Below are 21,058 nucleotides of genomic sequence, written 5' to 3'. Positions count from 1 at the left end.
GTCAGGCAGCCTGTCGCGACGGCAGAGGGATGGGATCGCCATTGGCGTCGAACATGTCGGCGAGCAGGCTGGGGGCAGCTGGCGGCAGGGCTGGCTTGCCGATCGATGGTGCATCGGATTGACCGGCTGCCATCGCCTGCCACGCGGCCATGCCATCGCGCTGCCGTTCGAGCTGGCGCACGGCCTTTGACAGCTGACGCCAGTGCTCGGTCAGGTCTTCCCTGCCCTTGCGCTGGATCTCCGTCTCGATCGCATCGCGCGCGCGGGTAACCGCCTCGAGCGTGCGATCAATGGGGCAGATATCCGCGGCGCGGGTGTCGCCGTTGCGCGGGCTGGTGCCCGGCACCGGGTGCCCTGCCAGCCAGGCCTCTGCCGCCGCCCAGGCGGCAAGGTTGGCCTCGGCGGTTTCCGGGTCGATCCTGCCGGCGGCGATCGCGGATTCGGCGCTGGCGATGCGGCGATCGAGCTCGCGCGAGATGAAGGGGCGGTCAGGCATCGCCGTTCGCCAGCTCGAGCAGCACGTCGGCATGGCATGGGCCATCCAGCGGGCAGCAGCATGCCAGGTTCTTGCCGCGCAGATGCTCGCGAATTGCGGCGACCTCATCCGCCTGTTCGGGACGCTCCAGGTACTCGCGATAGAGTGCGACGACATATGCCCGGCTCTCAGGTGTCATCCGCCCATCGCCGACATATGGGTTTCCCCATCGCGACGGGCGGGTGACCTTGACCGCCGGCAGGCCGTTGAGGGCCGCGCTCACAGTCTGGAGCCGCCAGCCACGGCCTCGGGACAGGCGAATTCGGGTAGGCTTGCTCATAGCCCAGCATCCTCGGTTGTCGGCCAGTTCCACAGGCCCTGTCGCCCGCGCGCCGGTATCGGCTCGGGCCAGCGCTCGATCTCATCCATTGGCCAGCCCCAATTGGCGTGGCCGTCTCGGTCGCTGTCATTGGCGAACTCGACCCCGAATTCGCGTGCGATGTCGAAGCCGTTGCGCGGCTCGCCAACCAGAGCGGTGCCAAGGCCGCATGAAACAGGTCGACCGCTCGCCCTCCGCAAAATCGGGATTGCAACATCAGGGCGGAGGCAGGTCATCGCTGCATCTTGTCCGCCCCGCATCAGCTGGAAGAGCAGACAGCGGATTTCGTGGGCGCTTTCTTTGCGCGCAGCCGCGTGGATCACAATTCGCTGGCCGACCAGCGATGCTGGTGGACGCCAGCTCCGGAATTCGAAAGGCTTCGCGCCTTCGATGATCAGGCTCGCCCACGGCTGCCAAACGGTCAGAACCTTGAGAGCACGATCAGGCATGGCCTTCCTCCTGCGAGTATCGGCCTTCATTGCGCGCGATGTACTCTTTCATCATCGAGATGCAGTCCTCTCGATCGCCGTTGCTGATGTAGTTGACACGCCCCCCGTCAATCTGGCCGAAGCCAGCTACCAACAGCACAAATGCGGTGTGACGCGGTCGCGTATCGCCATTCAGGATCCGGTCGATCCCTTCGGCAAGGGCGTTCATGGTCTCATGATATTGCGCTTGGATCGGGTCAGTTTTCATTTTCAGGCTCCTTTGGGCAGGTGGCGGTTGGGGGATGGGGCGATGAGGTTGCCCAGGGTCGCGGCCCCAGGCAGCGAGATCGCGATCGATAAGGGCGTCGGCGGTGGACCGGATGAAGTCGTGGTAGAGCAGCGCGCTCTGCCGATCGGGAGCGACCCGCTGGAGGCGCTTGAGGGCCAGTCGCATCGGCATGGTGAGGCCGCGCGCGACATCGTTGGCGAGGGCTGTGGAGAGGTCAGCCATGCTTTGTGGCTTTCGGTAAATGGCGGTCAGGGTGCGCGGCATCGAGCTGCTGGCGGGTGGCGCGCAGGCGGGTGAAGCGGGGCGTTCGCCCGGCTCCGGCACCGGCGTACCCTTGGCGGGTGAAGCCCTCGCGCTTGAGGATTGCAGCAACTTCGCGGTGCGACACATCCTTCTCGCACCAGACCGCGACGTGCTCGACCGCATTGCTCAGCGTGATCGAATGGAAGTCGTCGAAGAACCGACCGGCGGTTAGGCGGTAATCGGGTGCCATGGGAGCGGTGCTCATGCTGCTGCCCTCCCCGCGCACATCTCGGGCAGGTTCGCGCGCGCCAGCGCCTCGGCGAGGCCTGGGCAGACGCTGTTGCCGATCTTGGCGATCTGGTGGGTCTTCGGCAGCTTGCCGAACTTGCGCGCCCCGCTGTCGGTCCGATACCAGCACTCGGGATCGAGGATGTAGCTCTCGGGGAAACCTTGCGCGCGGGCGAGCTCGCGCGGCTCGAGCATGCGCATGCCGATATCGACCAGGACGAAGGTGACCGCATCGATCGTGACGGTGACCACTGCAAAGCGCGGTTTGACCGTGATGGTGTCGAGCGGCTGATCGACCGGCTGATATTGGCCGATCTCGCTGCCGTAGTATTTGACCAGGAAGGCCGCGACCTGCACCGCGCGGTCCATCACATCCTCGGGAAGCTGGCCCGCCTCGACCAGCGTGGTCTGCACCACCTGCTGCTGCGTGCCGCGCCCGGTGATCGTGCTAACCGGCTTGTCTGCAGGCTGGCCCGGATTGGCGCGATTGCCCCGTTCGGTATTGTGCTGGGCGAGGAAGGCGGCAACGGCGGCATGCTTGCCACCGCCAGCGACCACCGTGCCCAGCGGCTGCTCTGCATCGATCGCGCGCGGGGCCTGCCCCTCCCGCTCACCATAGCCGGTCTGGATGAGGGTCGCACCGACGGCAGCATAGCCACCGCCCGATGCGGTCACCGTGCGAAGCGGATCCGTGACATCGAACGATCTGCTGGCCCGGGTGCTGGTATTATCGACACTCACCAGCGAGGCAGCAACGACACCATGGTGCCCGCCCGTCGATATGACATCTATGGGCTGCTCGGGATGCGAGCCAATACAGTTATTGCGCAGCTTGAGCATCGCCGCCGATTGCAGTGCGATTTCGCCACGATGCGCGCCGGTGATCGTCCTGAACGGTTCATCGACTGTATGGGCACGATCGCCGCCCTGATGCGTGACAGGCAGCAGGCTGGCTCCGATCAGGGCACTGTCGCGCGATGCCGTCACGGTCGGGAACGGCTCTTCAACCGAATGATCGCCGCGCCCGCGCTTCCTGCCGCTGCTGTCTTGCTCGCCATGGGCTGTGCGGGCAAAGACCGGCGCAACAGCTGCCATCTCGCCGCCCTTGGCCGTGGTGATCGTGCGCAGGGGTTCGTCGGCCGACCAGGCGCGACCCGGATTCCAGCTGCTGTTGGTCACCGGCACGATGAAAGGCCGCGCGCTGCCCACCACATAGCGCATCACGCCGGCGGCGATCCTGCGGCAGGTCGCATCCTTGAGCGGGCGCTTGCGATCGAAGATGCTTGGGCAAGGCAGTGTCCAGTCGATGCACTCGGCAGCGGAGCGCCAGGGCAGCAGTTTGCCGGACAGAACGTCCGGGGACCCGGGCTTACCATGCGTCGGCTCAGGCCACACGATCGGCAGGCCGTCGCGCCGCGCGATCAGGAACAGCCGCTTGCGACTGGTCGGCACGCCATAATCGCAGGCCCGCAGCTCGCGCCACTCGACCTTGTACCCCTGCTTGCGGATCCGGCGCACCCACAGGTCAAACTCTTCGCCGCGACGTTCCTTGATCGGCTTGTTGTCGGCGTCGAGCGGCCCCCACTGGCGGAACTCTTCAACGTTCTCGAGCATGATGACATCGGGCGCGCCCTGCCCGCCTGGTGTCGCTTTCTTGAGGCGCTCGATCCAGTGCGGCACGACGTGCGCGAGGTCGCGAATATACTTGTCGCGGGGCTTGCCGCCCTTCGCCTTGCTGTGGTGCTTGCAGTCCGGGGAGAACCAGACCAGCGCGACGGGCCTACCCTCGGTCGCGTCGAGCGGATCGACCGAATAGATCGACTGGCAATAATGGCGCGTGCCCGGGTGGTTGGCCGCATGCACCGCGATCGCCGCCTCGTCATGGTTGATAGCGACGTCGACGTGCCGCCCGAAAGCCGCCTCTAGCCCCGTGGATGCACCGCCGCCGCCTGCGAAATTGTCGATGATGAGCTTCATGCCGCCGCTCCCTTGGTCAGGATGGCGGGCATCTGGTTGTATTCGACGCCTTCGAGGGTGCGGCCTGAGAGGTGCTTGGGTTGGCGCTTCATCGGCCAGCCATTGTAACCACCGTATTCGCCGGACATCGTCACGCGGGTGTCGATGCGCTCGCGGTGGTCGAACCTGCCGCCGATCTGGCGGATCGGGGAATAGGCACCCCATTGCTTGAAGAAATAGGGGATGCCTGCCTTCATGCAGAGATCGCGCAGATGGGTGTGCCAGGACGGGTGCGAGGGCCGCGCGCCGGATCCGCTCTCGCCTCCGCTGATGACCCAATCGGGCATCAGGTCTGTGGGGATATGGCCGAGATGACCGAGCAACGGTTCGCAGCTCCAGAAGCGCAACGCGGCGGGGGTTTCCTTGAGCAGCTTGGCGCGCTGGATAAGGGCGCGCTTGTTCTCGATCGTCACGCCCAGCCAGATGTTGCTGGGGGCCTGCATCTCGTTGTTGAAGGGATGCTGCTCCAGAAGGCCTTTGCCGATCGGCACCATGATCGGTGCCGCGTTCTTGCGCTTGGTCAGATAGTCCCGCATCCGCCGGGGGCGTTTGGTGAGCACCTGAAAGATATGCTGCGGGCAGGCTTCCATCACAGCGAACAGCCGATCGAGCTGTTCATCGGTGACTGCCGGGTGGAACGGGTCTCCCATCGAGTTGACGAACCAGACGGTGGGCAATTTGTATTTCAGCGGCAGCAGCAGCGATTCCTCGGACATGCCGATCTTGCCGGTCCAGACGGCCTTGCCCTTCACCTGTTCAACGGTGCCGGCGTATTTGTCGCTGATCTTTTCGTTGGGGTGCTGCGCCATCCGCCAGGCCAGCGCCATCGCGTAGCAATTGGTGCAGCCGGCGCTGACCAGGCTGCATCCGACAATCGGGTTCCAGGTGCGTTCGGCCCATTCGATCTTGGTGGTCATCAATCGGTCCTTTCACCGAGCATGCGCGCCTGCAGGTCGAAGGCGCTTTGAGGGGTCCATCGAGTGGACGGCGCGCGCGCGGCGCGGCGGGCTGTGATGATCTCGCCTGCCTTGCGCTTCCAGCTGCGCCAGTCGGCCATACGCTTTTCGGCATGGGCGCGGATGAGGTTGTTGCGGATGGCGCTGGGCAGCTGCGGATAGCAAATGTCGCAAATGCGCTGCCAACGCTGGCGAGTGTGCGTGCAGCCTGGCACGTCGCAGACATGCTGGCGGCGGCTCATTGCGCGCGCTCCTGGATGAGATCGTGCAGCTTCCAATCCCTCGCCTGCTGCTCGAGCTGGCGAACGCGAGCGCGAGCACGCTCGAGCTGGGTTGGCAGATTGCGCACCCGCATCCGGAGACGTTCATCGGCCAGTTCTGGGCGGCTGATCGGGCGGCCCATGATCACGCCCACCCCGCCCAATGAAGGCCAAGTGCGAGCACGGCGACCAGGCCCATTGCACCCATTGCGAGGCGGTCGCGGGCGATCTCGGCGCGGCTGTCGGTCGGGGAGACCTGCTGGCCTATCGCGTCGTACAGATCGCCAGCGGGCAGGCGCGGCGGCTTGCAGTCGCGGCAGCGACAAAACTCATCGTGAATCGAATTGACGTGCGGCATCATGCCATCTCCTTCTGGGGTGAGCGATTGGAGTTCTGGGGCTGGTCGGGCTGGTCGAAGACCCAGCAGTGCGAGTTGTGGCCCGCCGGATTGTTCACCTGCTTCTGACCGATGAATTTCCGGGACTTGGAGCCACGCAGGATGCGCTTGAGCTCCATCATGTTGATCGGCGAAAGACCGGCGTTGCGGCAGCGCATCTCGAAATAGCTGAGGCTGACCGCCATATATTTGTCGGCATGCCGGTGCTGGTTGATGCTGTTGCCTTCGGCGTGATCGTTCGGGCTCTCGCGCGAAATCAGGTAATCGACCTTCTCCCAGAAATCGGCGACCAGCGGATGATCACCGCCGCAACTGTCCTGGCGATCCAGCGCCATTTGGTCGACGAAATCGACGGTGCGCTTCAGCCAGCTTTCCTGCAGCCCAGGGAACAGCCCCTTGAGGCAATCGACCGCGGCGGCGAGCTGGCTGTGCGTCTTGATGCAGCGGGAGTTGTGCAGGCCGCGAACACGCTGCCGCATCCCCTCCTCGTGATGCAGATAGCGCCGGAAGTAGTAATCGAGATACTCGGCTTCCTTGCGGATCACATGGATGATCGAGCCGGACATGCTCTCGATCGGCCAGCCCTCGAGCTGCAGCGCGGCGTCACGGGTCTCATCGTTCCACTCAGCCTTGTCGATCTTCATCGACATTAGGCGCTCGAGCACCGCCGGCTGAGCGTCGATGCGCTCATTCTGCATCAGGTAGATGGTGCCCAGGAAGGGCGGCTCGTATGTCTCGGTGCCGGACGATTTCATGCCCAGCACGCGCGGGCTGCGGCCGTTGTAAAGGGTGAGCAGTTCCTGCCAGTCGAACCGGCGCTGGTGCCCCTTCCCTTCCTCGCGATTGCCCTCGATCAGGCCGACAGGCAGGTTCGAGACCTTGAGGAAGTTGCGCGTGACACCGGCGTTGGTGCCCTTGTTCGGGTCGAAGCCCTCGTAACCCGAGCGTCCCAGCATCTTCCACATGAGCTCGACCAGGGTGGTCTTGCCCGATCCGGGCTGGCCGGTGATCTCGAGGAACCCGAGCGACTTCTGCTTTTCGCGGATCTGCACCGCAAACAGCGACATGGTGAAGAACGCGAGCGCGACCAGGCCGCGCGGACCCCATGCCTGCCAGACCAGCGGCACCCAATCGAACTTGAGCGCGTCGGGCTGCCATTCGATATCGAGAATGCGCTCGGGGCTGCGCAGCTTCACCGCCGCCCTGCCCAGGTCGAAATAGTTTTCGCGGTTGACCTCGATCACCCGGCCATCGCGCACCGCCAGATCACCCAGCACCCAGGCACGGTGCGGCGGCGAATAGCCGGTAAAACCGATCGGCTCGACCGTCTTGAGCTGGCGCATCTGCCGCCGCATGATGTTGTCGAGCTGCTCGCCGGTGCCGCTCCACATGCCAGCGAAGGCGAGCAGGCGCTTCTTGAACTCCGATGAAGCGGCGCAGGCGGCGTTGCTGAACCGGGCCTTTTCGGTCTTCGCCCCATCGGGAAAGTCGATCTGGATGAAATAGTTGGTCTCATCCGCAACGTCGTCGCGCTCGCGATACAGGATGCGGAAGGCGCAGTTGGCGATCTCGTTGACCTGAAGCTGCGGCTTCTGGTCTTCGTCATAGGTGGTCTTGGCCCAGAACAGCCGGTTGCCGTGGCGGAATTCGAAGCTGGAAAGCGCCTTGCGATCGATGATCAGCTTGGCCTTTTCGCGTGGGGTTTCGGCGATGGTGACCGCGCCGTTCCACAGGTAATCCTCGATCGCCCGCTCGCCCAAGGGCGCGCGCTCCGGGTCGCCATGGAACTTGACATGGCGCAGCCAGAGATCATTCCAGTCGAGCTTTGTGCCCTCGCCATCCGGGCGGACCTGGGCGGCGGTGGCGTTCCACCCCTCATCGCGGGCGCGCCTGACGAACTTGCGGGTGGCCGACACGCCCGCCGGGCCAACATCGAAGGCGAAGACCAGGCGCGGCGGATTGTTGCGTGCGGGGCTGTCGGCAATGGCCTTGCGGAGCAAGGCGAGGTCATGCTCGGGATAATTGGTGGTGCTCATCAGGCTGACGGCATCAAGGCCCGCCTGGCGCAGCGCCTGGGCGTCGAAGATGCCCTCGGTCAGCCAGATATCGTCTGCGAGCGCGAGCTGCTCATAGCTGGCCGCAGGCGGCGCCCACCACCATCCGCTCCAGTTGCTGCCGTATTTGAAATTGGCCTTGCGCTTGAACCGACCGGCGCGGTCGATCAGGCGTTCCCAATAGCTGCCGTTTTTCAGATCGAAGCGGACGGTGGCGCTGGCCTGGTTGGTCTCGCGGTCGAAATAGGTTTCTTGGGTATAGAGCCCCTGCAGCTGGCTGATATCGAGGCCGCGCTCGACCGAGAGATAGGCGTCGGCGGTGGCGGTGGGATTGGTCTCGCTCGGCGGCGCGCGGCGGGTCCAATCCTCGAAAAGCTCGGGCAGCAGGTTGCGGACGCTGTCTTCCCACCCGCATTTTTCCTGCCTGCCGCATTTGACGATCTTGGGGTCTTCGGCAGCGCAATAGGCCTCCCACTTGTCGCATTGCGGGCACTGGCCTTGCTGCAGCCAGGCACCCTTGGCCGACTTGAACCGGAACATCTGTTTCAGGTCGGCGATAATCTGATCGGAAAGGTTCATTGCGGGCCTTCATGGCGCGGGGCAGCAGCCCCGGAATTGCGGGTGACGAACAAGGCGTTGGCGATTGGGGGATGGGGGAAGTCAGGCGGTGCGCAGCGACCAGCGGTCAGCCGAACATCGGAATCTGGCGCGGATCATGACCGGGGTCATTGCCCGGCTCGCGCGCGCTTTCGGGATAGCGGCGGCGGACATAGTCGCTCGGCGCCATCGGCAGGTTGATCTGCGGATTGGGGATGGCGCTGGGCGACAGGGTGAAGACCGCCGCGAGCTGCGCCTTCCAGGTGTGGCCACAATCGGTGTTGAGGCAGATCAGGTACAGGTCCTTCACCGTCTCGTTGACCCATTCCGACGTGCGGATGGTGGCGGGTGCATTGCAATGCGGGCACTGCACAAACCCCTTGCGCATGCGCGTGGTCAGCCCTTCCCCCTCGCGATCTCTCACCGGATGGCCTCCCTGATGATCAGGCGCGCCTCAGCGCGCATGGCGATGGCGTTGGCGATGATGTCGTCGCATTCGCGCTCAATGCGCTCGGCGTCCGTGCGGCAGATGATACCGTCGGCGGTGGTCTCGACGATCGCCTGGGCGAGGTCGCTGTTTTCCTTGCTCTGCTGAGCGAACAGCACCAGCAAATCCTTGCCTGTGGCGGTGATCGTCGGGGTGCGGACCAGCTCATAGCCCAATTGGCGGGCACGGGTGGCCAGCAAATGAGGATGACCCGGAAGGCCCACCGTCTCATGCTCCAGCACTGCGACCTCATCGACGCGCAGGAAGCTTTCGGTGTGAGGGTTGATGCAATCGCTGATGCGCTGCTGGCGGGTGCCAAGGCGAGAGGCGGCGGCTTCCTGACCGCCGAAGGCGCGCACCAGGGCACGGCAAGCGGTCTTCAATTCCTGCTGATCGGGGGGCAGCACGATGTCGCGGCGATCCGTCATGCGGCCTCTCCGGTGCGATCGAAGGATTTACCGGCTGACGCGGCTCGCAGGATGGTGGCAGACCAGGTCTTGCCGGAACGGTGGGCAGGGGTGACCACCGAGAGGCGCTGCCGGGGGGCGGACGATGATCGGGCAGCAGAAGCCTGACCCAGCGCAAAGGCGCTGGCGACAAAAGTGGCCGTGCGGGCAGGTTCTGTCTGAAGGGGACCAGCCCCTTCCCGCACGGCCACCGGTTCGCAGAGCCAGGTTTCATCTTCCAGCGGATCGGGAAGCGCAAAGCCACGCTGGAAAATGGGGCCGGTCTGCGAGCGGCCGATCTGAATGGGGGATGCAGCGGTCACCGGCGGGCACTCGCGGTCATCCGCTGGGGCGTGCCCAGGTCGATTCCGCAAAAGCGATCGCGCAGCGGCGCTTCGAGCGAGTCCTCGATCGCCTCGGGCTGCAGCACTGGGTGGGGATAGATGTCAGGCCGCAGGACATGGCGCGGCACGTCGAAGGCGCGCTCTGCGATCAGCACGAACTGGTGCGACATGCGGCGGGATGAATGCAGCATCTTCCAGACGGCGGTCTGCGAGCAGCCCAGCTCAAGGCCGAGCTTTTCCTGCGATCCTGCTTTGCGGAGACAGAGGCGGAGCGCCTCGTGGGGGGTGAGTGGCTGTTCCATGGCCACTGGATATAACCTAGGTTATGACCCTGTCAATAACCAAAATACACAGGCAGGTTATAACGGCGGTGGTTATCGCTGAGTCATGAGCGACGATGGCCGAATCGATGGTGACCGCGTCCGGAAGCGGATGGACGAATTAGGTCTAAGCCAGAATGGTTTAGCGCAGCGGGTTGGCGTGTCGCAGGCCTCGATCGCTAAAATCACTGGCGGCCAGTCTTTCGGTTCCAAGCACCTCCACAGGATCGCGCGGGAACTCGGAACGACAGCGGCCTATTTGACTGGCGAAACCGACGATCCCAGCGAGGGCGCGCTTCCGATCCCGACATCCGACGATATCGCCCACCAGGTCGGCGGGGTGCGAATCAAGGAAATCGATCTCGATTACGGGATGGGCGCGACGTGGATCGATGGTGTGCCGGTGACCGAGATCGAGAGGGTCTTCCCTGCCGACTGGCTGGTGCAGTTCACCCGCGCCTCACCGCAGCATCTTTTCTTCGCCCATGGCGCGGGCGATTCGATGATGCCGACGATCCTAGACCGCGACATCGTGCTGATCGACACCACACAGCAAACGCTCAACATGGCCGATCGCATCTGGGCGGTGGCGTTCGGCGGGGCAGGCATGATCAAGCGGCTGCGGCCTCAGCCGGATGGCGGCGTGCGCCTGATGAGCGACAACCCCGCCATCCGCGATGAGGTTGCCTATGACGGAGAACTGTCGATCATCGGGCGCGTGGTGGCCGTGATGAGGAAGGTTTGAGCCGTGGCGGGCGTCATCGGGCCATTGCTTGGTGTCGTGTCCTTCGCGCTGTTGCTTTGGGGACTCATCGGCCTTGCTGTGCCGCGCCGAATTGGGTTTCCGTCACGCTGGTGGGCTGCTTTCACCATGTCGACATTTCTCCCTGCCCTCACCCTTGCAGTGGCTATCGATCCCGCGGCCCGCGATGGCTCGCCGCCTGGTGACCGCGCCGAAACGTCTGATCTGCTGATGATGATTGCGGTTTGGCTGGTCATCGTCGGATTTGGAGCGATGGTTCGGCTCGCCGCGCGCAAAACCTTTCCCGAAAAGCGGGAGCCAGTAGGGTCTAACCCTCCGCACGGAACTCTGCTTTTAAACGAAAGTGTCAAGCCTGACCGGACGCCCGTAGAGGTTGACCATGCGCGACGTACCGCACAGGCAGAAGCGCGACGGCAGGAAGCGGCGCTTAGCGATGGCTATGTCACCCCGTCACCGCCGCCCAAGGCCGTGGTCTATCACCCGCCGCGCAGCAGTTCTGGCCTGGCTCGGCCCCGCAAGAAATCAGGCAAGATGGCGCGCTTTGTGTATGTCGATGCCGACGGAGTGGTAACAGACCGTGAAATCGTGAATTGGCGCATCGTTGGCCCTTATATCAGCGGCTATTGCACGATGAGGAAAGCGAGCCGCGATTTCAGAATCGATCGCGTCGATGAATGGATCGACTATAAATGATCACCCCGCGCTCTCCAGCTTGATTGCCGTCACCAGCCCCCCCGCCCCGAACCGCGTAGTCACCTCGCCGACCAGCCACTTCATGCCGTCAATCTCGCTGTCCCAGCCCTGCAGCTGGACGGGCATGTTGGGGGTGATGGCCGGATCCCCGAAAGCAAGATCATAGGTGAAGCTGTAGGCCGTGCGCTTGGCCTTGTCAGCAGCGGATTTCGCCGCCTTCTCGGCATCGGCCTTGTTCGCATAGACCTTCTTGAGCTTTTTCGGCTTGGTGCCGCCGGTAGTCACGGTCTTGCGCTGGCCCGCATCCTGATCGTGATATTCGGCGCTGACGCCATCGGCGCCGGTGCGTTCTTCATGCCGGAAGGTCCAGCTCCAGCCATCGACCTTGGTCAGGCGCAGGGTGGCCAGCGCCTTGCCACTGGGCGTTGTGCTGGAGCCGAGCGGCATGAAGATGAGCGTGCCCGCCTTGACCGTGGCGACGGCATCGTAACGGCGGCCAAGATCGCGCACGAAGGCCATATCGCTCTTGCCCGCCTGCTCGATCGCCTTGATGGGGATCGCAGCCAGCTCGCCGGTGATGCGCGAGGAAAAGCCGTTCTCCCCCGCGATGGTCTGGATGATGGTACCCAGCGTCGTATCGACCCAGCTCTTGGTGCGGCGGGTGCGATAGTCGCCGGTGAGATCGGCAGAGCGCGCGCGGATGGTGATGATGTCGGGCGGGCCGCTCCTCTCCACCTCATCGACCCGGAAGCTGCCCTTGTCGACCATGCCGGGCAGCACATCGTCGCCGCTTTCCCATCCCAGCGCCAGCTTGAGCACCGCGGCGACCTTGGGCGGGGCGAGCTGGCCATCGTGATTGTGGATGGTGAGATCGAGCGTGTCGGCCTCATCCCCCCGCTTCTCGGTCAGGGTCAGGTCGATGATGCGCGGATTGACGCGGCTCGAAAGGTCCACGCCATTGTCGAGCACCAGGCGGCAGGCGGCCTTGTTCGCGGTCATGGTTCCAACTCTTCCACCGCCGCTTTCCCTCTGCACCCGACATTAAGGTTCAAGCACCAGCCCAATATGTTGAGATAGTAGACCAATCCATAGCCGGAATCCCTGAGGTCATATCTGCCGAAGGCAAACCAGCGAGCGTCCGTGTTGACGAAAAAGCGCATGGTCAATCATGCCGCTCGAGGTCGATCGCGAACTCGGTGCGGCGAGCGATGCCGCCGCCGATGATCGACGTGCCCTTGAGGTCGATATTGACGATGCGATAGCTGCCCCAGATCTGGCCCGCGCCGTCGAGCAGCGGCCAGTTGTCGCCGGTGCTGGCCATATCTACCAGGTTATCGATGGCGCTGAAGCTGCCCGCGACCTCGGGCACCAGAACGCCGACAAAGCTGACCGTGTCTTCGCCCAGGCCGACATATTGCGCGGCGGGGCGCTCCGTGTGGCGTTCGCTCGTCGCGTGCCGCCAGCTCATCCGCCGCTGGAATTCCTGATAGGGCAGGCTTTCCATGCCGAAGACGAACATGCCTAGCACCATCAGCTGCGTGCCCTGGGGCAAGCCAGCGCTGCGGAGGGCCGACGTGTCGAGCGTGGGGGTGGCGGTGAGCGCGCCGAAGAGATCGTCGAGGCGGCGCGCCTCGGAGCGCACCTGGTCGACCCGGCCCCGGGCCTGGTCGAACGGCAGATTCAGCGAAGGCGGAAAGCGCATCGATCAATCATCCTCGTAGCTGGAGCGGCGGCGGACGCCCATGATCTGTTCGATCTTCGCTGCAACCTTCTCCGCAAGCTGGTTGACGTCTTGGCCGGGCAGCGCGTTGATGGTGAAGTTGAACGTCGCCCCGCTGCCTGAGAGGGCGTTCCCTGCCCCGCCCCCACCTCCAGCTGACCGAATTGGTGCTCCAGTGGCAGCGAGGCGTGGCATGCCGCCCCTTGCCACACCCTCGGCGAGCCGCTGAGCCGACTGGATAGCGCGCCCCCTTCCCCCATCGATCCCCATCGCCATGCCAGCGCTCACATGACCGCCCAGCGCCATGAACAAGCGGCTGGGCGACTTGATGCCAAGGAACGCCTTGATCTTGTCGATGCCGATCCCGACGATGCGCTTCAGGGCATTGAAGACGCCCATGGGGTTGCCGAGGATCCCCGAGATCAACCCTTGCACGATCGCCTTGCCGATCGGCCCCATGTTGCTCACGAAACTGCGGATATGGGCGAGCGCGCCGTTGAAGGTCTTCTTGATCGCGTCCCAATGGGTGTAGATCATATAGGCGGCGAAGGCGATGCCGGCGACGAATGCGATCAGGGGATTGGCGAGCATGGCGCGGGCAAGGAACATGATCGCCTGGCCAGCCACCCAGGCACCCGAGCGCAGCAGCCATAGACCCTTGCTGAGCACGCCCAAGGCGCGGAGCTTCTGAAACCAGCCCCATGCGGTTGAGATCGGACCAATGATGCCGCCCAGGGCGATTTTCGCCGCCCCCAGTCCTAGCTTGAAGGCCGCTAGGCCGACGACGATCTTCATGATGGTCGAGGCCGCTTCAGGGTTCGCTTGTGCCCAGGCAGCAACGGATCGGACCGTTGCACCAAGCCATTTGGTGCCTGCGGTCAGCATTGGCAGAAGATGCGTGCCTAGGGTCTTGGTGACCCCCTCCAGGCTGCCTCGAAACTCGATCCAATTTCTCTCAGATGTCTTTGACATCCGATTGAATTCCTTCTCCGTCATGCCGCGCGCGTTAAGCGCCGCCTTGCGGATGGCGATGTATTGCTGCTCGCTCTGGATTAATGCCCGCACGCCAGCCAGCGCCTGTGCGTCAGAGAAGATCAGTCCAAGCTTTGAATCATCACCTCCCGTGGCCTGTCTGGTCAGCTTGGCTATTGTTTCGAGCGGGCTGCGCCCCTCTGCTGCCGCCTTTTTCAGCGCAGCGGGTATATCGATGCCGAGCTTCTTGAACTTGTCGATGCCCTCCTTCGACCCGACAAACCGCATCATGTTGTTGAGATTGCTCGCGGCTTCCGCACCATCACCGGTTTTTGCTTCCAACACCTGCAGCGCCGCTGACAGGTCAGCCACGGCAAACAGGCCCGTCGATCCCAGTGTCGCCATCTGGCTAGCGAGCGCAGGAAACTCCGCCGCCATGTTCTTGACCTCAAAGCCGCCCTTCTGACCGGCAACGGCCATGATCTGGAGCGCGGCAGAGGTCTGGTCGAGCGGCACCTTGAGCGAAAGCAGGTTGGCATGAGCAGCTTTTGCTGCATCGGTCACGTCAGCGTCCCATGCGGTGCCGAACTTGCCGAGCACCGGCAACATGCCTTCCACCTGCTTCTGCCCGAGGCCCTTGCTTGCAAGAAAATCGGCCGCCGTGACGATGTTCTCGGGCATTTGCTTGGTCATGATGGCGGCGCGCATCATGCTGTCCCCGAGCTTGTCGGTTTGAGCCTTCGTAAGATCGAGCTTCTGGGCGAGCAGGGCCAGCTGCTTTTCGTTCCGCATCGCTGCCGCACCAGCAAGGATCAGAGGCGCTGCCAGCGACGCGCCCTGGGCGAGGTCCGACTGGCCCGAGGATATCAGGTTCGCCGCCATGGCCTTGCGATCGGCGGTCTTGCGCTCGATGGCTGCCAGCTGCCCCAGCTTGGCCTTTTGCTGCTCGATCTGGCGGTTGGAGAATTCGAGCTGGCGCGCAAGATCTCGCTCGCGGTTGATCAGCGCCGTGACATTGCCGGTCGCCGACTGCATCTGTTTGCCAACATCGGCGAGCTCTCGCTTCAGGCGGCGCGATTCGTCGCCCATCGCCTTGAGCGCAATCGAGCCCTTCTTGCTGGCTCCGGTGATGTTGCGGATCGAGCCGGAGAGCTTGTCGGCTCCGATGAAGCTGACCAGCAGCGACAGCTTGTTGCTCACGTCTCTTGCTCCATCCGCTTGTCAATCCTTGCCGCAGTGCATCCGGTTCCATCGATCGACCGCCCTGCTGCGCCAGTGGATCAGCTCTTCGAAATCGAGCCCCTCCAGCTCTGACAGCGGCCAATGGAAAATCGCGGCGATGTCGGCGATCAGTTCATCGACACCGGTTCCCCGGACGTCATCTTCTCGATCAGCGCCCGCTCTGCCCGGGTCAGAAAAAAACCGCGGATCACGCCCCCGATTTCGGCGAGGTCTGCCGGGTCAAGTTCGCGTGCCTCTGCATCGGTAAGGATCGGATCAGAGATCCGCGGCACCAGCCTGATGATGGTGGTGACATCGGTGGTGAGAAGATCCTGCAAGGTCAGGCCGCGCAGTTCGCCGGACTTTGGCTTGCGCAGGATCAGGCTGGTGATCCGGGTCTCGCCGCGCACGATCGGCTCGACCAGCTCGATCGGGTCGGAGAAGCGCGACGTGCCGGCGCTGCTGGCGGGGTGCGTGGTTTCGGTGGTCATCTGGGGGAACCTTCATTTGCGGGGGAGGATGGATCGGGCCGGGGGCACCTAACACACCCCCGGCCCTGCCCCGCTCGCGCCGTCCCCCAATGGCAGCGCGTGCGGAATCGAAGAGGTCAGAGGCCGATGGCGGCGCGGATCTCGGCGTAGCGATCGATGCCATCGACCAGCAGGATCGCGTTGATCATGTCGATTTCCATCTCGACGCGGCCATCGACCACCAGCTTGTAATAGGCGAGCGGCATCTTAGCCTTGTGCTCGGTGTCCTCACCGGCCTTGGCGTTGCCCATGTCGATCTCTTCATAGCGACCGCGCATGACCATCTCGACCGCCTGTGGCGCGCTGCCGTCATCGCGCTGATAGGCCCCGACCAGGCGCAGCAGCACGCCATCGACGCGCGGGATGCCGAACTGGCGGATGATCTGGGTGACCAGACCGCCCACCATGAATTCCGCCTCCATGAGCTGCAGCCCCATGTCGATCTTGATCGGACCGAGCATGCCGCCACCGCGCCATTCTTCCATCTGGGCGGCGATCTTGGGCTGGGTGAATTCCCCGACGATGCCGAGATAGCTGTTGCCGTCGTTGTAGAGGTTGAAGTTCTTCAGTTTGCCGGGAAGGCCCATGGCGGTGTCCTTTGTCGATCGAGAGCGGCGATGGTGGCGGCGATCAGTTCAGCTGATCCGCGAAACCGGCGTAATAGCGGTCGGTAATGCGCTGATTCAGGATGATGTTTTCCGCCGGCGCAGCCGGGGTGAAATCATAGTCGATGGTGAGCCTGCCGCTTGCCAGATCGGTCTGGCTGTTGAGCGCGGGATCGAACCATGCGCGGCCGTCGATGATGCGGCCCTGCGCCTTCAGGTTCCTGATTTCCGCATTGATCGTCTCGAGGATGTCCTTCACCAGGCCGCGCGTCATCGGCTTGTCCACAGCCCAGACGAGGCCCTCGGCGATGGTATCCTGCAGCACTTGGGCGGTGCGCACCGCGCTTTCGAACGCGAATTCGGGTACATCGCTGCAGGTGCGGTTGCCCCAGAAGCGATAGCCGTTCATGCGGACCATCGTGGTCACCTGACCATCGTTGAGCACGCCGGCGGGTGTGGTGGCATCCTGCAGGTCGAAATAGACCGACTTGTCGATGCCGGTGACACCATCGACCGCGACGTTGGAAAGGGTCTTGTGCCAGCCCTGCTCCTCATCAATGCGCGCGCGCAGGCCCATGGCGCGGGCGACGGCATCGCCGACGAACTGTTTGGTGAAATTGGGCCAGATGAGCATCAGCTCGCGCGCGGAGAATTCATCGCGATAGGTGAGCGCGTCGGCAATCTCATCGCCGATCGCGCGGGCATAGACCATGCCGCGCAGCCGCTTGGCGATGATCACCATCTCGGCGGTCACATCCTGCACGTCGAGACCGGGGCAGCCCAGGATGCGCGGGCGAATGCCGAGCTGCGCCTGCGCATCGAGCAGGCACTGCATGCCGGTGGCCACGCCGCCGGTATTGCCGCCGATCACGTTGGCGGTGGTTTCCGCGTCATCCTCACCGGGGGCCACGCGCACCACCACCAGGATCGGGCTGGTCTGGTCGGCAATCGCCTCGAGCGCGGGCAGCAGCGTGCCACCAGTACCGGCCTTGCCGATGGCCGAGCGGATATCGGTGACCAGCACCGGGGTATCGAGCGGGAACGCTTCATCGAGCGCCTCGGTCGCGGCACCAGCGGCTGCGGTGGCGGTGGCGACCAGGCCGATCACGGCGCTGGCAATGGGCACGATGGGACGCGCGCCGGTGGTAAGCTCATTGACCTTGATGCCGTGCATGATCGATCTGCCTCTTGCTGCGTTGCGGGCGGGGGTGTTTGCATCAGAGACAAGGGGCAAAGGCTGGCCAAAGGCCAGCGCGGGCGGTTGTTACCGGGCCGGTTACAACGACGTCAGCTATTGCGGGGGCTGGCACCGCCCCGGCGGATCGGGATGGACAGCTGCACGCGCGAATTCGCCTGGCCGATGTCGGTGCGCTCGCCATCGAGCGCAATCACAAGTTCGCCAGGCTGCTCGCCCAGGCCGATGGCGATGCGCTTCAATCGGAGCCGCGGTTCCCAGCGCTGCAGCGCCAGGGCGGTCGCCCCATAGAGCAGCAGGCGCGTGGCCCCGTTGATAGGCTGGTCGATCAGGTCGAACAGCATCGACCCGTAATCGCGCCGCATGACGCGGGTGCCGAGCGGGGTCGAGAGGATATCCCCGATCGACTGGGCCAGATGCGCGTTGCCGTCGAGCTGCTGCCCCGTGGCCTTGTCGATTCCCAGCATCTGCAGTCCCCTTATTGCGGCGCGCCGGTTTGCCCGCTGCCAGGCTGCACGCCACCATGGCGGTGGGTCTTAAGGCTGACACCATCGGCAATCACGTCTTCGCTCGCGGTCAGCGTGCCGTTGAGCGTGACGTCACCGTTGATCGTCAATCCACCGGGCGCGGTGATCGTGGCAGTCGCACCATCTGGCAGCAACGCCTCGAGATGATGCGCTTCCGGATCATAACGCAGCTGTGCGCCATCGACGAAGTCTATGCGCTCTTCCAATGTAGAGCCGAGCGGAGGGAAGGTGTCGCGGGTGATGCCGGTGAGCGCCACCCCTGCCCCGATCTCACCATCGGGACAAAGAAGAACCACCTGCTCGCCCACGGTCGGGGGCGACCAGATGCGCGTGTCACCGCAGCGCGGCATGATCCAGCGAATGGGCGGCGTGATAATCTCACCCCCTTGCGGATCTCCACAGCGAACGATGCACCGACCAGCGTGGAGATCAACGGAATCGACAACCCCCAAGCGAATTAAGGTGGCTACATCAACGGGTATGTCTTCAGAATGACTGTAAGCAGAAGACCCAATCATGGCGCGGAACCACTGCAATCGTGGCGCATCGCCAATGATTTTCTGTTAATTAATGCGGCCACTGGCTTAATCCCTCACGATTGTAACACGCGCAATCAGATCGTGCGGGTCCAACCCTATAAAGTTCAACGCTTTACTTGCATTGTCAGTTTGCAAGGCTGTCGTAACGGGAACGCCATTCGCTAGGCGTGTGCAGCCCAAATCCCAGTGCTCCAAAGAATAGCCCGCTGGCAACGCGACGCTGATTTCCATATAACCATCGCTTGCAGGAGTGACCGAATAGACCAAGCGATATGTCACCCTTCCTACGGCATCCATGCTGATGGTGGGAGCAGCCACCACCAGCTGAAAAGTGGAAGTTGCTGATCCAGCGGTTCTCTGTAGCGTTGGTGCGGCAGGATCGGCGGTTGCACCCATAACCTTCGTGACGCCTTGGCCACCCACTTCCTGCCCACCGCCGCTATTTCCTATCCACAGGGGCTTGATGTTGATGGTGTCGATGAAGTTCGTACCTGCTCCCGAAAAATAATTTCCGATCACCAAGCTTGATGACCCGTCAACCGAGGCCGTGCTGTCAGTAGCAATATTTGTAGCTACAACCTCAAACCAATTACCTTCAACAATACACGCCTGCCCCATAATAACCGCGGTTGTTTCAGGAGAGGCCTCAAAGAGACAATTTGTTACTCTAGATCTTGTACTATTTGCGATATCGCACACCACATCCAGATTGCGATTAGCGTAGATCCAAGAATCGCGAAATTCTATCAAGTTTGGGTTGTTGAGGAAAGTCCCACCATCATTGTGGGTCCGCAATACACGTGAAGGTGCGACCCCCAGCTCCTCCCCGATCAGTCCGGTTATAATGATTCTCTCAAAAACGTCGCAGTACGTCAGCCCATTCTTTGCATCACCCGAAAAAACGCACCCGACCGCACCACTACCGTTTGAGATATACGCTATATCGTGAAATCGAGAATTACAGAATCCGGTAAAATCAACGGCGCGATGCTGAAGGTTAGTTTTATCACTTAAGGCATGAGCTCTGATTGAAAAGTTACCGATGTTTGCACCCAGAACTCTTCCATCACCGATCGAAGAACCATCTCGCCTTAGTAAAGGCCCTTCTGGTGTACCAATTTGTAGGACGGTACTTCTAAATCCAGATCCTTGGATGTTAATCCCCTTGTGACCGACTGGAACAGAAATATCATTGACGACAAAGATACCCGGCCCCATGCGGATGGTCCCTCCCTCGGGAGGCAATGCGTCAAACGCCTTCTTGAATGCGATCTCGTTTTGAGCGCCATTCTTGGCTGCGCTGAAGCCATACTGTTCCGCCCAGACCGTTCGCCGATTGAGTGCTTCCAGAGTTTCTGCATCAGTTTGCGGATCAGCCCCCTGTTGCAAGAACCGTAGATGACTAGCTCCGGCGGGTGAAGCAAGCATGCTTCCGATGCCTTCAAGAGCTTCCTTAAAATTAGACCCATCTTCAATCAATTGGGTAATGAAATTACCGAGAGAACGACCCAATGTGGCTAGCTCACTCTGCAAAACAGGATTTCCAGCGTCATTCAAATACAAGTTCGCAGGATTTGCTGTAAAGAAATATTCACCGCTATTTGTTCCGGCTATCCCCGCTATTATACTGGGAAAAATTCGATCTACTGATAGCGCAGCTACATTAGCAACATCTGCGCTGTTCAACGCTTGGTCGCGAGCATTTTCAGCAGCTTCGAGTGCAGGGGCGACCGCTGCGCCAACCAGGCCGGAAACAGCTGCTCGCCGCGTCACACCGTCCTTCACAAGAACCACCTGCTCGTTGCCGTTAAGATCAATGGCAGGATTGAGAAGGCTGATCTTGGTCACGTGTCAATCTCCGGAAGGTCGAAATTTGGCCAAAGTAGATGATCCGTTATCGGCAGACCCGTCACGGCTGCCAGGTCGGTGGCTTCGCAAACGAGCTCTTCGATCAGGTTGCTAGCATGGCGAATGGCATCGACATCGTGGAAACCGGGGTCTTTGCCTTCGCGAAGGGCATTGACCTGACGCCAGAGCGGCAAGCGATCGTTGATCCGGCGAGAGGCCTCTCGCTTGATGGCCTGTATGCATGCTGCTCGGGCTGACTCGAGGTCTGAAGGGCCAATGGAGCGCAACTGAGGTCGCCCGCGCTTATCGGGCACGATCTCACAACCTTGAGCCTGCCCGGCGAGCAGCGCCGCGTGCCGAGCTGGCGAGACTGATACGGCATCTCCGGGAATGTCGGCATGCACCGCGGGGCTGAAAAAGCCGCCTCGTGAAGCGCTGTAGTAAATCTTGCTGCCTGCCCCCATCG

Annotated in this window: 28 protein-coding genes; 2 read left to right on the top strand and 26 right to left on the bottom strand. The window is 62.7% G+C overall.

The window, feature by feature from the left end:
- Position 1: 1 nt before the first annotated feature.
- The 15 genes from OPU69_RS02400 to OPU69_RS02330 all read right to left on the bottom strand — a co-directional run bounded on the left by OPU69_RS02400 (position 2) and on the right by OPU69_RS02330 (position 9,961).
- Complete coding sequence (locus tag OPU69_RS02400; RefSeq protein WP_498509191.1) at positions 2-496, bottom strand: hypothetical protein; 495 nt, start codon at positions 494-496, stop codon at positions 2-4.
- Positions 489-815, bottom strand: coding sequence for a DUF4326 domain-containing protein (locus tag OPU69_RS02395; protein ID WP_498509190.1), 327 nt, complete (start codon positions 813-815; stop codon positions 489-491). The genes OPU69_RS02400 and OPU69_RS02395 overlap by 8 nt, the downstream gene beginning before the upstream one ends.
- Positions 812-1,333 carry an ASCH domain-containing protein gene (locus OPU69_RS02390; RefSeq protein ID WP_498509189.1) on the bottom strand — a complete coding sequence of 174 codons (522 nt, stop codon included), beginning with the start codon at positions 1,331-1,333 and terminating at the stop codon, positions 812-814. The genes OPU69_RS02395 and OPU69_RS02390 overlap by 4 nt, the downstream gene beginning before the upstream one ends.
- Complete coding sequence (locus OPU69_RS02385; protein ID WP_498509188.1) at positions 1,296-1,793, bottom strand: hypothetical protein; 498 nt, start codon at positions 1,791-1,793, stop codon at positions 1,296-1,298. The genes OPU69_RS02390 and OPU69_RS02385 overlap by 38 nt, the downstream gene beginning before the upstream one ends.
- Positions 1,786-2,079, bottom strand: coding sequence for a hypothetical protein (locus OPU69_RS02380; protein ID WP_498509187.1), 294 nt, complete (start codon positions 2,077-2,079; stop codon positions 1,786-1,788). The genes OPU69_RS02385 and OPU69_RS02380 overlap by 8 nt, the downstream gene beginning before the upstream one ends.
- On the bottom strand, positions 2,076-4,079 hold the full coding sequence (locus tag OPU69_RS02375) for a DNA cytosine methyltransferase (protein ID WP_498509186.1): 2,004 nt from the start codon (positions 4,077-4,079) through the stop codon (positions 2,076-2,078). Before OPU69_RS02375 ends, OPU69_RS02380 begins: the two co-directional genes overlap by 4 nt.
- Positions 4,076-5,035 (bottom strand): phage Gp37/Gp68 family protein, encoded by a 960-nt coding sequence (locus OPU69_RS02370; RefSeq protein ID WP_498509185.1) that lies wholly within the window; start codon positions 5,033-5,035, stop codon positions 4,076-4,078. Before OPU69_RS02370 ends, OPU69_RS02375 begins: the two co-directional genes overlap by 4 nt.
- On the bottom strand, positions 5,035-5,316 hold the full coding sequence (locus OPU69_RS02365; RefSeq protein ID WP_498509183.1) for a hypothetical protein: 282 nt from the start codon (positions 5,314-5,316) through the stop codon (positions 5,035-5,037). The genes OPU69_RS02370 and OPU69_RS02365 overlap by 1 nt, the downstream gene beginning before the upstream one ends.
- Complete coding sequence (locus OPU69_RS02360; RefSeq protein ID WP_498509181.1) at positions 5,313-5,483, bottom strand: hypothetical protein; 171 nt, start codon at positions 5,481-5,483, stop codon at positions 5,313-5,315. Before OPU69_RS02360 ends, OPU69_RS02365 begins: the two co-directional genes overlap by 4 nt.
- Positions 5,480-5,695, bottom strand: coding sequence for a hypothetical protein (locus OPU69_RS02355; RefSeq protein ID WP_498509180.1), 216 nt, complete (start codon positions 5,693-5,695; stop codon positions 5,480-5,482). The genes OPU69_RS02360 and OPU69_RS02355 overlap by 4 nt, the downstream gene beginning before the upstream one ends.
- Entirely contained in the window at positions 5,692-8,364 is a 2,673-nt protein-coding gene (locus OPU69_RS02350; protein ID WP_498509179.1) for a toprim domain-containing protein, read from the bottom strand. Before OPU69_RS02350 ends, OPU69_RS02355 begins: the two co-directional genes overlap by 4 nt.
- Positions 8,365-8,470: 106 nt before the next feature.
- Positions 8,471-8,770 (bottom strand): Ogr/Delta-like zinc finger protein, encoded by a 300-nt coding sequence (locus OPU69_RS02345; protein ID WP_181266836.1) that lies wholly within the window; start codon positions 8,768-8,770, stop codon positions 8,471-8,473.
- A 32-nt stretch (positions 8,771-8,802) separates the two neighbouring features.
- On the bottom strand, positions 8,803-9,297 hold the full coding sequence (locus OPU69_RS02340) for a phage regulatory CII family protein (protein ID WP_498509178.1): 495 nt from the start codon (positions 9,295-9,297) through the stop codon (positions 8,803-8,805).
- The gene (locus OPU69_RS02335; protein ID WP_498509176.1) at positions 9,294-9,638 is read right to left on the bottom strand and encodes a hypothetical protein; all 345 of its coding nucleotides are present in this window, start codon (positions 9,636-9,638) and stop codon (positions 9,294-9,296) included. Before OPU69_RS02335 ends, OPU69_RS02340 begins: the two co-directional genes overlap by 4 nt.
- Positions 9,635-9,961: a YdaS family helix-turn-helix protein gene (locus OPU69_RS02330; protein WP_498509175.1), complete on the bottom strand. Its 327-nt coding sequence runs from the start codon at positions 9,959-9,961 to the stop codon at positions 9,635-9,637. Before OPU69_RS02330 ends, OPU69_RS02335 begins: the two co-directional genes overlap by 4 nt.
- Before the next feature lie 85 nt (positions 9,962-10,046).
- Between OPU69_RS02330 and OPU69_RS02325 the strand changes: the two genes are divergently transcribed.
- Both OPU69_RS02325 and OPU69_RS02320 read left to right on the top strand, forming a co-directional pair.
- Positions 10,047-10,724: an XRE family transcriptional regulator gene (locus OPU69_RS02325; RefSeq protein ID WP_498509173.1), complete on the top strand. Its 678-nt coding sequence runs from the start codon at positions 10,047-10,049 to the stop codon at positions 10,722-10,724.
- A 3-nt stretch (positions 10,725-10,727) separates the two neighbouring features.
- Positions 10,728-11,435 carry a hypothetical protein gene (locus OPU69_RS02320; protein ID WP_498509172.1) on the top strand — a complete coding sequence of 236 codons (708 nt, stop codon included), beginning with the start codon at positions 10,728-10,730 and terminating at the stop codon, positions 11,433-11,435.
- Here OPU69_RS02320 and OPU69_RS02315 read toward each other — a convergent pair whose 3' ends face one another.
- From OPU69_RS02315 to OPU69_RS02265, 11 genes are all read right to left on the bottom strand, one after another.
- On the bottom strand, positions 11,436-12,434 hold the full coding sequence (locus OPU69_RS02315) for a contractile injection system protein, VgrG/Pvc8 family (RefSeq protein WP_498509170.1): 999 nt from the start codon (positions 12,432-12,434) through the stop codon (positions 11,436-11,438).
- A gap of 163 nt (positions 12,435-12,597) precedes the next feature.
- The gene (locus OPU69_RS02310; RefSeq protein ID WP_498509169.1) at positions 12,598-13,137 is read right to left on the bottom strand and encodes a phage tail protein; all 540 of its coding nucleotides are present in this window, start codon (positions 13,135-13,137) and stop codon (positions 12,598-12,600) included.
- 3 nt (positions 13,138-13,140) lie between these two features.
- On the bottom strand, positions 13,141-15,009 hold the full coding sequence (locus tag OPU69_RS02305; protein ID WP_498509168.1) for a phage tail tape measure protein: 1,869 nt from the start codon (positions 15,007-15,009) through the stop codon (positions 13,141-13,143).
- A 339-nt stretch (positions 15,010-15,348) separates the two neighbouring features.
- Entirely contained in the window at positions 15,349-15,435 is an 87-nt protein-coding gene (locus OPU69_RS02300) for a hypothetical protein (protein ID WP_498509316.1), read from the bottom strand.
- A 41-nt stretch (positions 15,436-15,476) separates the two neighbouring features.
- The gene (locus OPU69_RS02295) at positions 15,477-15,839 is read right to left on the bottom strand and encodes a phage tail assembly protein (RefSeq protein ID WP_498509167.1); all 363 of its coding nucleotides are present in this window, start codon (positions 15,837-15,839) and stop codon (positions 15,477-15,479) included.
- A gap of 116 nt (positions 15,840-15,955) precedes the next feature.
- A complete protein-coding gene (locus OPU69_RS02290; protein ID WP_498509166.1) occupies positions 15,956-16,465 on the bottom strand; it encodes a phage major tail tube protein in 510 nt (169 codons plus the stop codon).
- Between the two features lie 43 nt (positions 16,466-16,508).
- Positions 16,509-17,657 (bottom strand): phage tail sheath subtilisin-like domain-containing protein, encoded by a 1,149-nt coding sequence (locus OPU69_RS02285; RefSeq protein ID WP_498509165.1) that lies wholly within the window; start codon positions 17,655-17,657, stop codon positions 16,509-16,511.
- 113 nt (positions 17,658-17,770) lie between these two features.
- Entirely contained in the window at positions 17,771-18,145 is a 375-nt protein-coding gene (locus OPU69_RS02280) for a GPW/gp25 family protein (RefSeq protein ID WP_498509163.1), read from the bottom strand.
- 11 nt (positions 18,146-18,156) lie between these two features.
- Positions 18,157-18,723, bottom strand: coding sequence for a phage baseplate assembly protein V (locus tag OPU69_RS02275; RefSeq protein WP_498509315.1), 567 nt, complete (start codon positions 18,721-18,723; stop codon positions 18,157-18,159).
- 66 nt (positions 18,724-18,789) lie between these two features.
- Positions 18,790-20,592 (bottom strand): hypothetical protein, encoded by a 1,803-nt coding sequence (locus OPU69_RS02270; RefSeq protein WP_498509162.1) that lies wholly within the window; start codon positions 20,590-20,592, stop codon positions 18,790-18,792.
- Complete coding sequence (locus OPU69_RS02265; protein WP_498509161.1) at positions 20,589-21,056, bottom strand: hypothetical protein; 468 nt, start codon at positions 21,054-21,056, stop codon at positions 20,589-20,591. Before OPU69_RS02265 ends, OPU69_RS02270 begins: the two co-directional genes overlap by 4 nt.
- Positions 21,057-21,058: the final 2 nt, after the last annotated feature.

This window comes from Blastomonas sp. 34TW (genome assembly GCF_059803595.1).
The sequence above is the reverse complement of the archived record's forward strand: the minus strand, read 5'-3'. Positions and strand labels throughout refer to the sequence as shown.

Bases quoted from the DNA above. Each gene is read 5' to 3' on its own strand.
- OPU69_RS02400 (WP_498509191.1), bottom strand. From the start codon at position 496: ATGCCTGACCGCCCCTTCATCTCGCGCGAGCTCGATCGCCGCATCGCC.
- OPU69_RS02395 (WP_498509190.1), bottom strand. From the start codon at position 815: ATGAGCAAGCCTACCCGAATTCGCCTGTCCCGAGGCCGTGGCTGGCGG.
- OPU69_RS02390 (WP_498509189.1), bottom strand. From the start codon at position 1,333: ATGAAGGCCGATACTCGCAGGAGGAAGGCCATGCCTGATCGTGCTCTC.
- OPU69_RS02385 (WP_498509188.1), bottom strand. From the start codon at position 1,793: ATGGCTGACCTCTCCACAGCCCTCGCCAACGATGTCGCGCGCGGCCTC.
- OPU69_RS02380 (WP_498509187.1), bottom strand. From the start codon at position 2,079: ATGAGCACCGCTCCCATGGCACCCGATTACCGCCTAACCGCCGGTCGG.
- OPU69_RS02375 (WP_498509186.1), bottom strand. From the start codon at position 4,079: ATGAAGCTCATCATCGACAATTTCGCAGGCGGCGGCGGTGCATCCACG.
- OPU69_RS02370 (WP_498509185.1), bottom strand. From the start codon at position 5,035: ATGACCACCAAGATCGAATGGGCCGAACGCACCTGGAACCCGATTGTC.
- OPU69_RS02365 (WP_498509183.1), bottom strand. From the start codon at position 5,316: ATGAGCCGCCGCCAGCATGTCTGCGACGTGCCAGGCTGCACGCACACT.
- OPU69_RS02355 (WP_498509180.1), bottom strand. From the start codon at position 5,695: ATGATGCCGCACGTCAATTCGATTCACGATGAGTTTTGTCGCTGCCGC.
- OPU69_RS02350 (WP_498509179.1), bottom strand. From the start codon at position 8,364: ATGAACCTTTCCGATCAGATTATCGCCGACCTGAAACAGATGTTCCGG.
- OPU69_RS02345 (WP_181266836.1), bottom strand. From the start codon at position 8,770: ATGCGCAAGGGGTTTGTGCAGTGCCCGCATTGCAATGCACCCGCCACC.
- OPU69_RS02340 (WP_498509178.1), bottom strand. From the start codon at position 9,297: ATGACGGATCGCCGCGACATCGTGCTGCCCCCCGATCAGCAGGAATTG.
- OPU69_RS02330 (WP_498509175.1), bottom strand. From the start codon at position 9,961: ATGGAACAGCCACTCACCCCCCACGAGGCGCTCCGCCTCTGTCTCCGC.
- OPU69_RS02325 (WP_498509173.1), top strand. From the start codon at position 10,047: ATGAGCGACGATGGCCGAATCGATGGTGACCGCGTCCGGAAGCGGATG.
- OPU69_RS02315 (WP_498509170.1), bottom strand. From the start codon at position 12,434: ATGACCGCGAACAAGGCCGCCTGCCGCCTGGTGCTCGACAATGGCGTG.
- OPU69_RS02310 (WP_498509169.1), bottom strand. From the start codon at position 13,137: ATGCGCTTTCCGCCTTCGCTGAATCTGCCGTTCGACCAGGCCCGGGGC.
- OPU69_RS02305 (WP_498509168.1), bottom strand. From the start codon at position 15,009: ATGGCGGCGAACCTGATATCCTCGGGCCAGTCGGACCTCGCCCAGGGC.
- OPU69_RS02295 (WP_498509167.1), bottom strand. From the start codon at position 15,839: ATGACCACCGAAACCACGCACCCCGCCAGCAGCGCCGGCACGTCGCGC.
- OPU69_RS02290 (WP_498509166.1), bottom strand. From the start codon at position 16,465: ATGGGCCTTCCCGGCAAACTGAAGAACTTCAACCTCTACAACGACGGC.
- OPU69_RS02285 (WP_498509165.1), bottom strand. From the start codon at position 17,657: ATGCACGGCATCAAGGTCAATGAGCTTACCACCGGCGCGCGTCCCATC.
- OPU69_RS02280 (WP_498509163.1), bottom strand. From the start codon at position 18,145: ATGCTGGGAATCGACAAGGCCACGGGGCAGCAGCTCGACGGCAACGCG.
- OPU69_RS02275 (WP_498509315.1), bottom strand. From the start codon at position 18,723: ATGATTGGGTCTTCTGCTTACAGTCATTCTGAAGACATACCCGTTGAT.
- OPU69_RS02265 (WP_498509161.1), bottom strand. From the start codon at position 21,056: ATGGGGGCAGGCAGCAAGATTTACTACAGCGCTTCACGAGGCGGCTTT.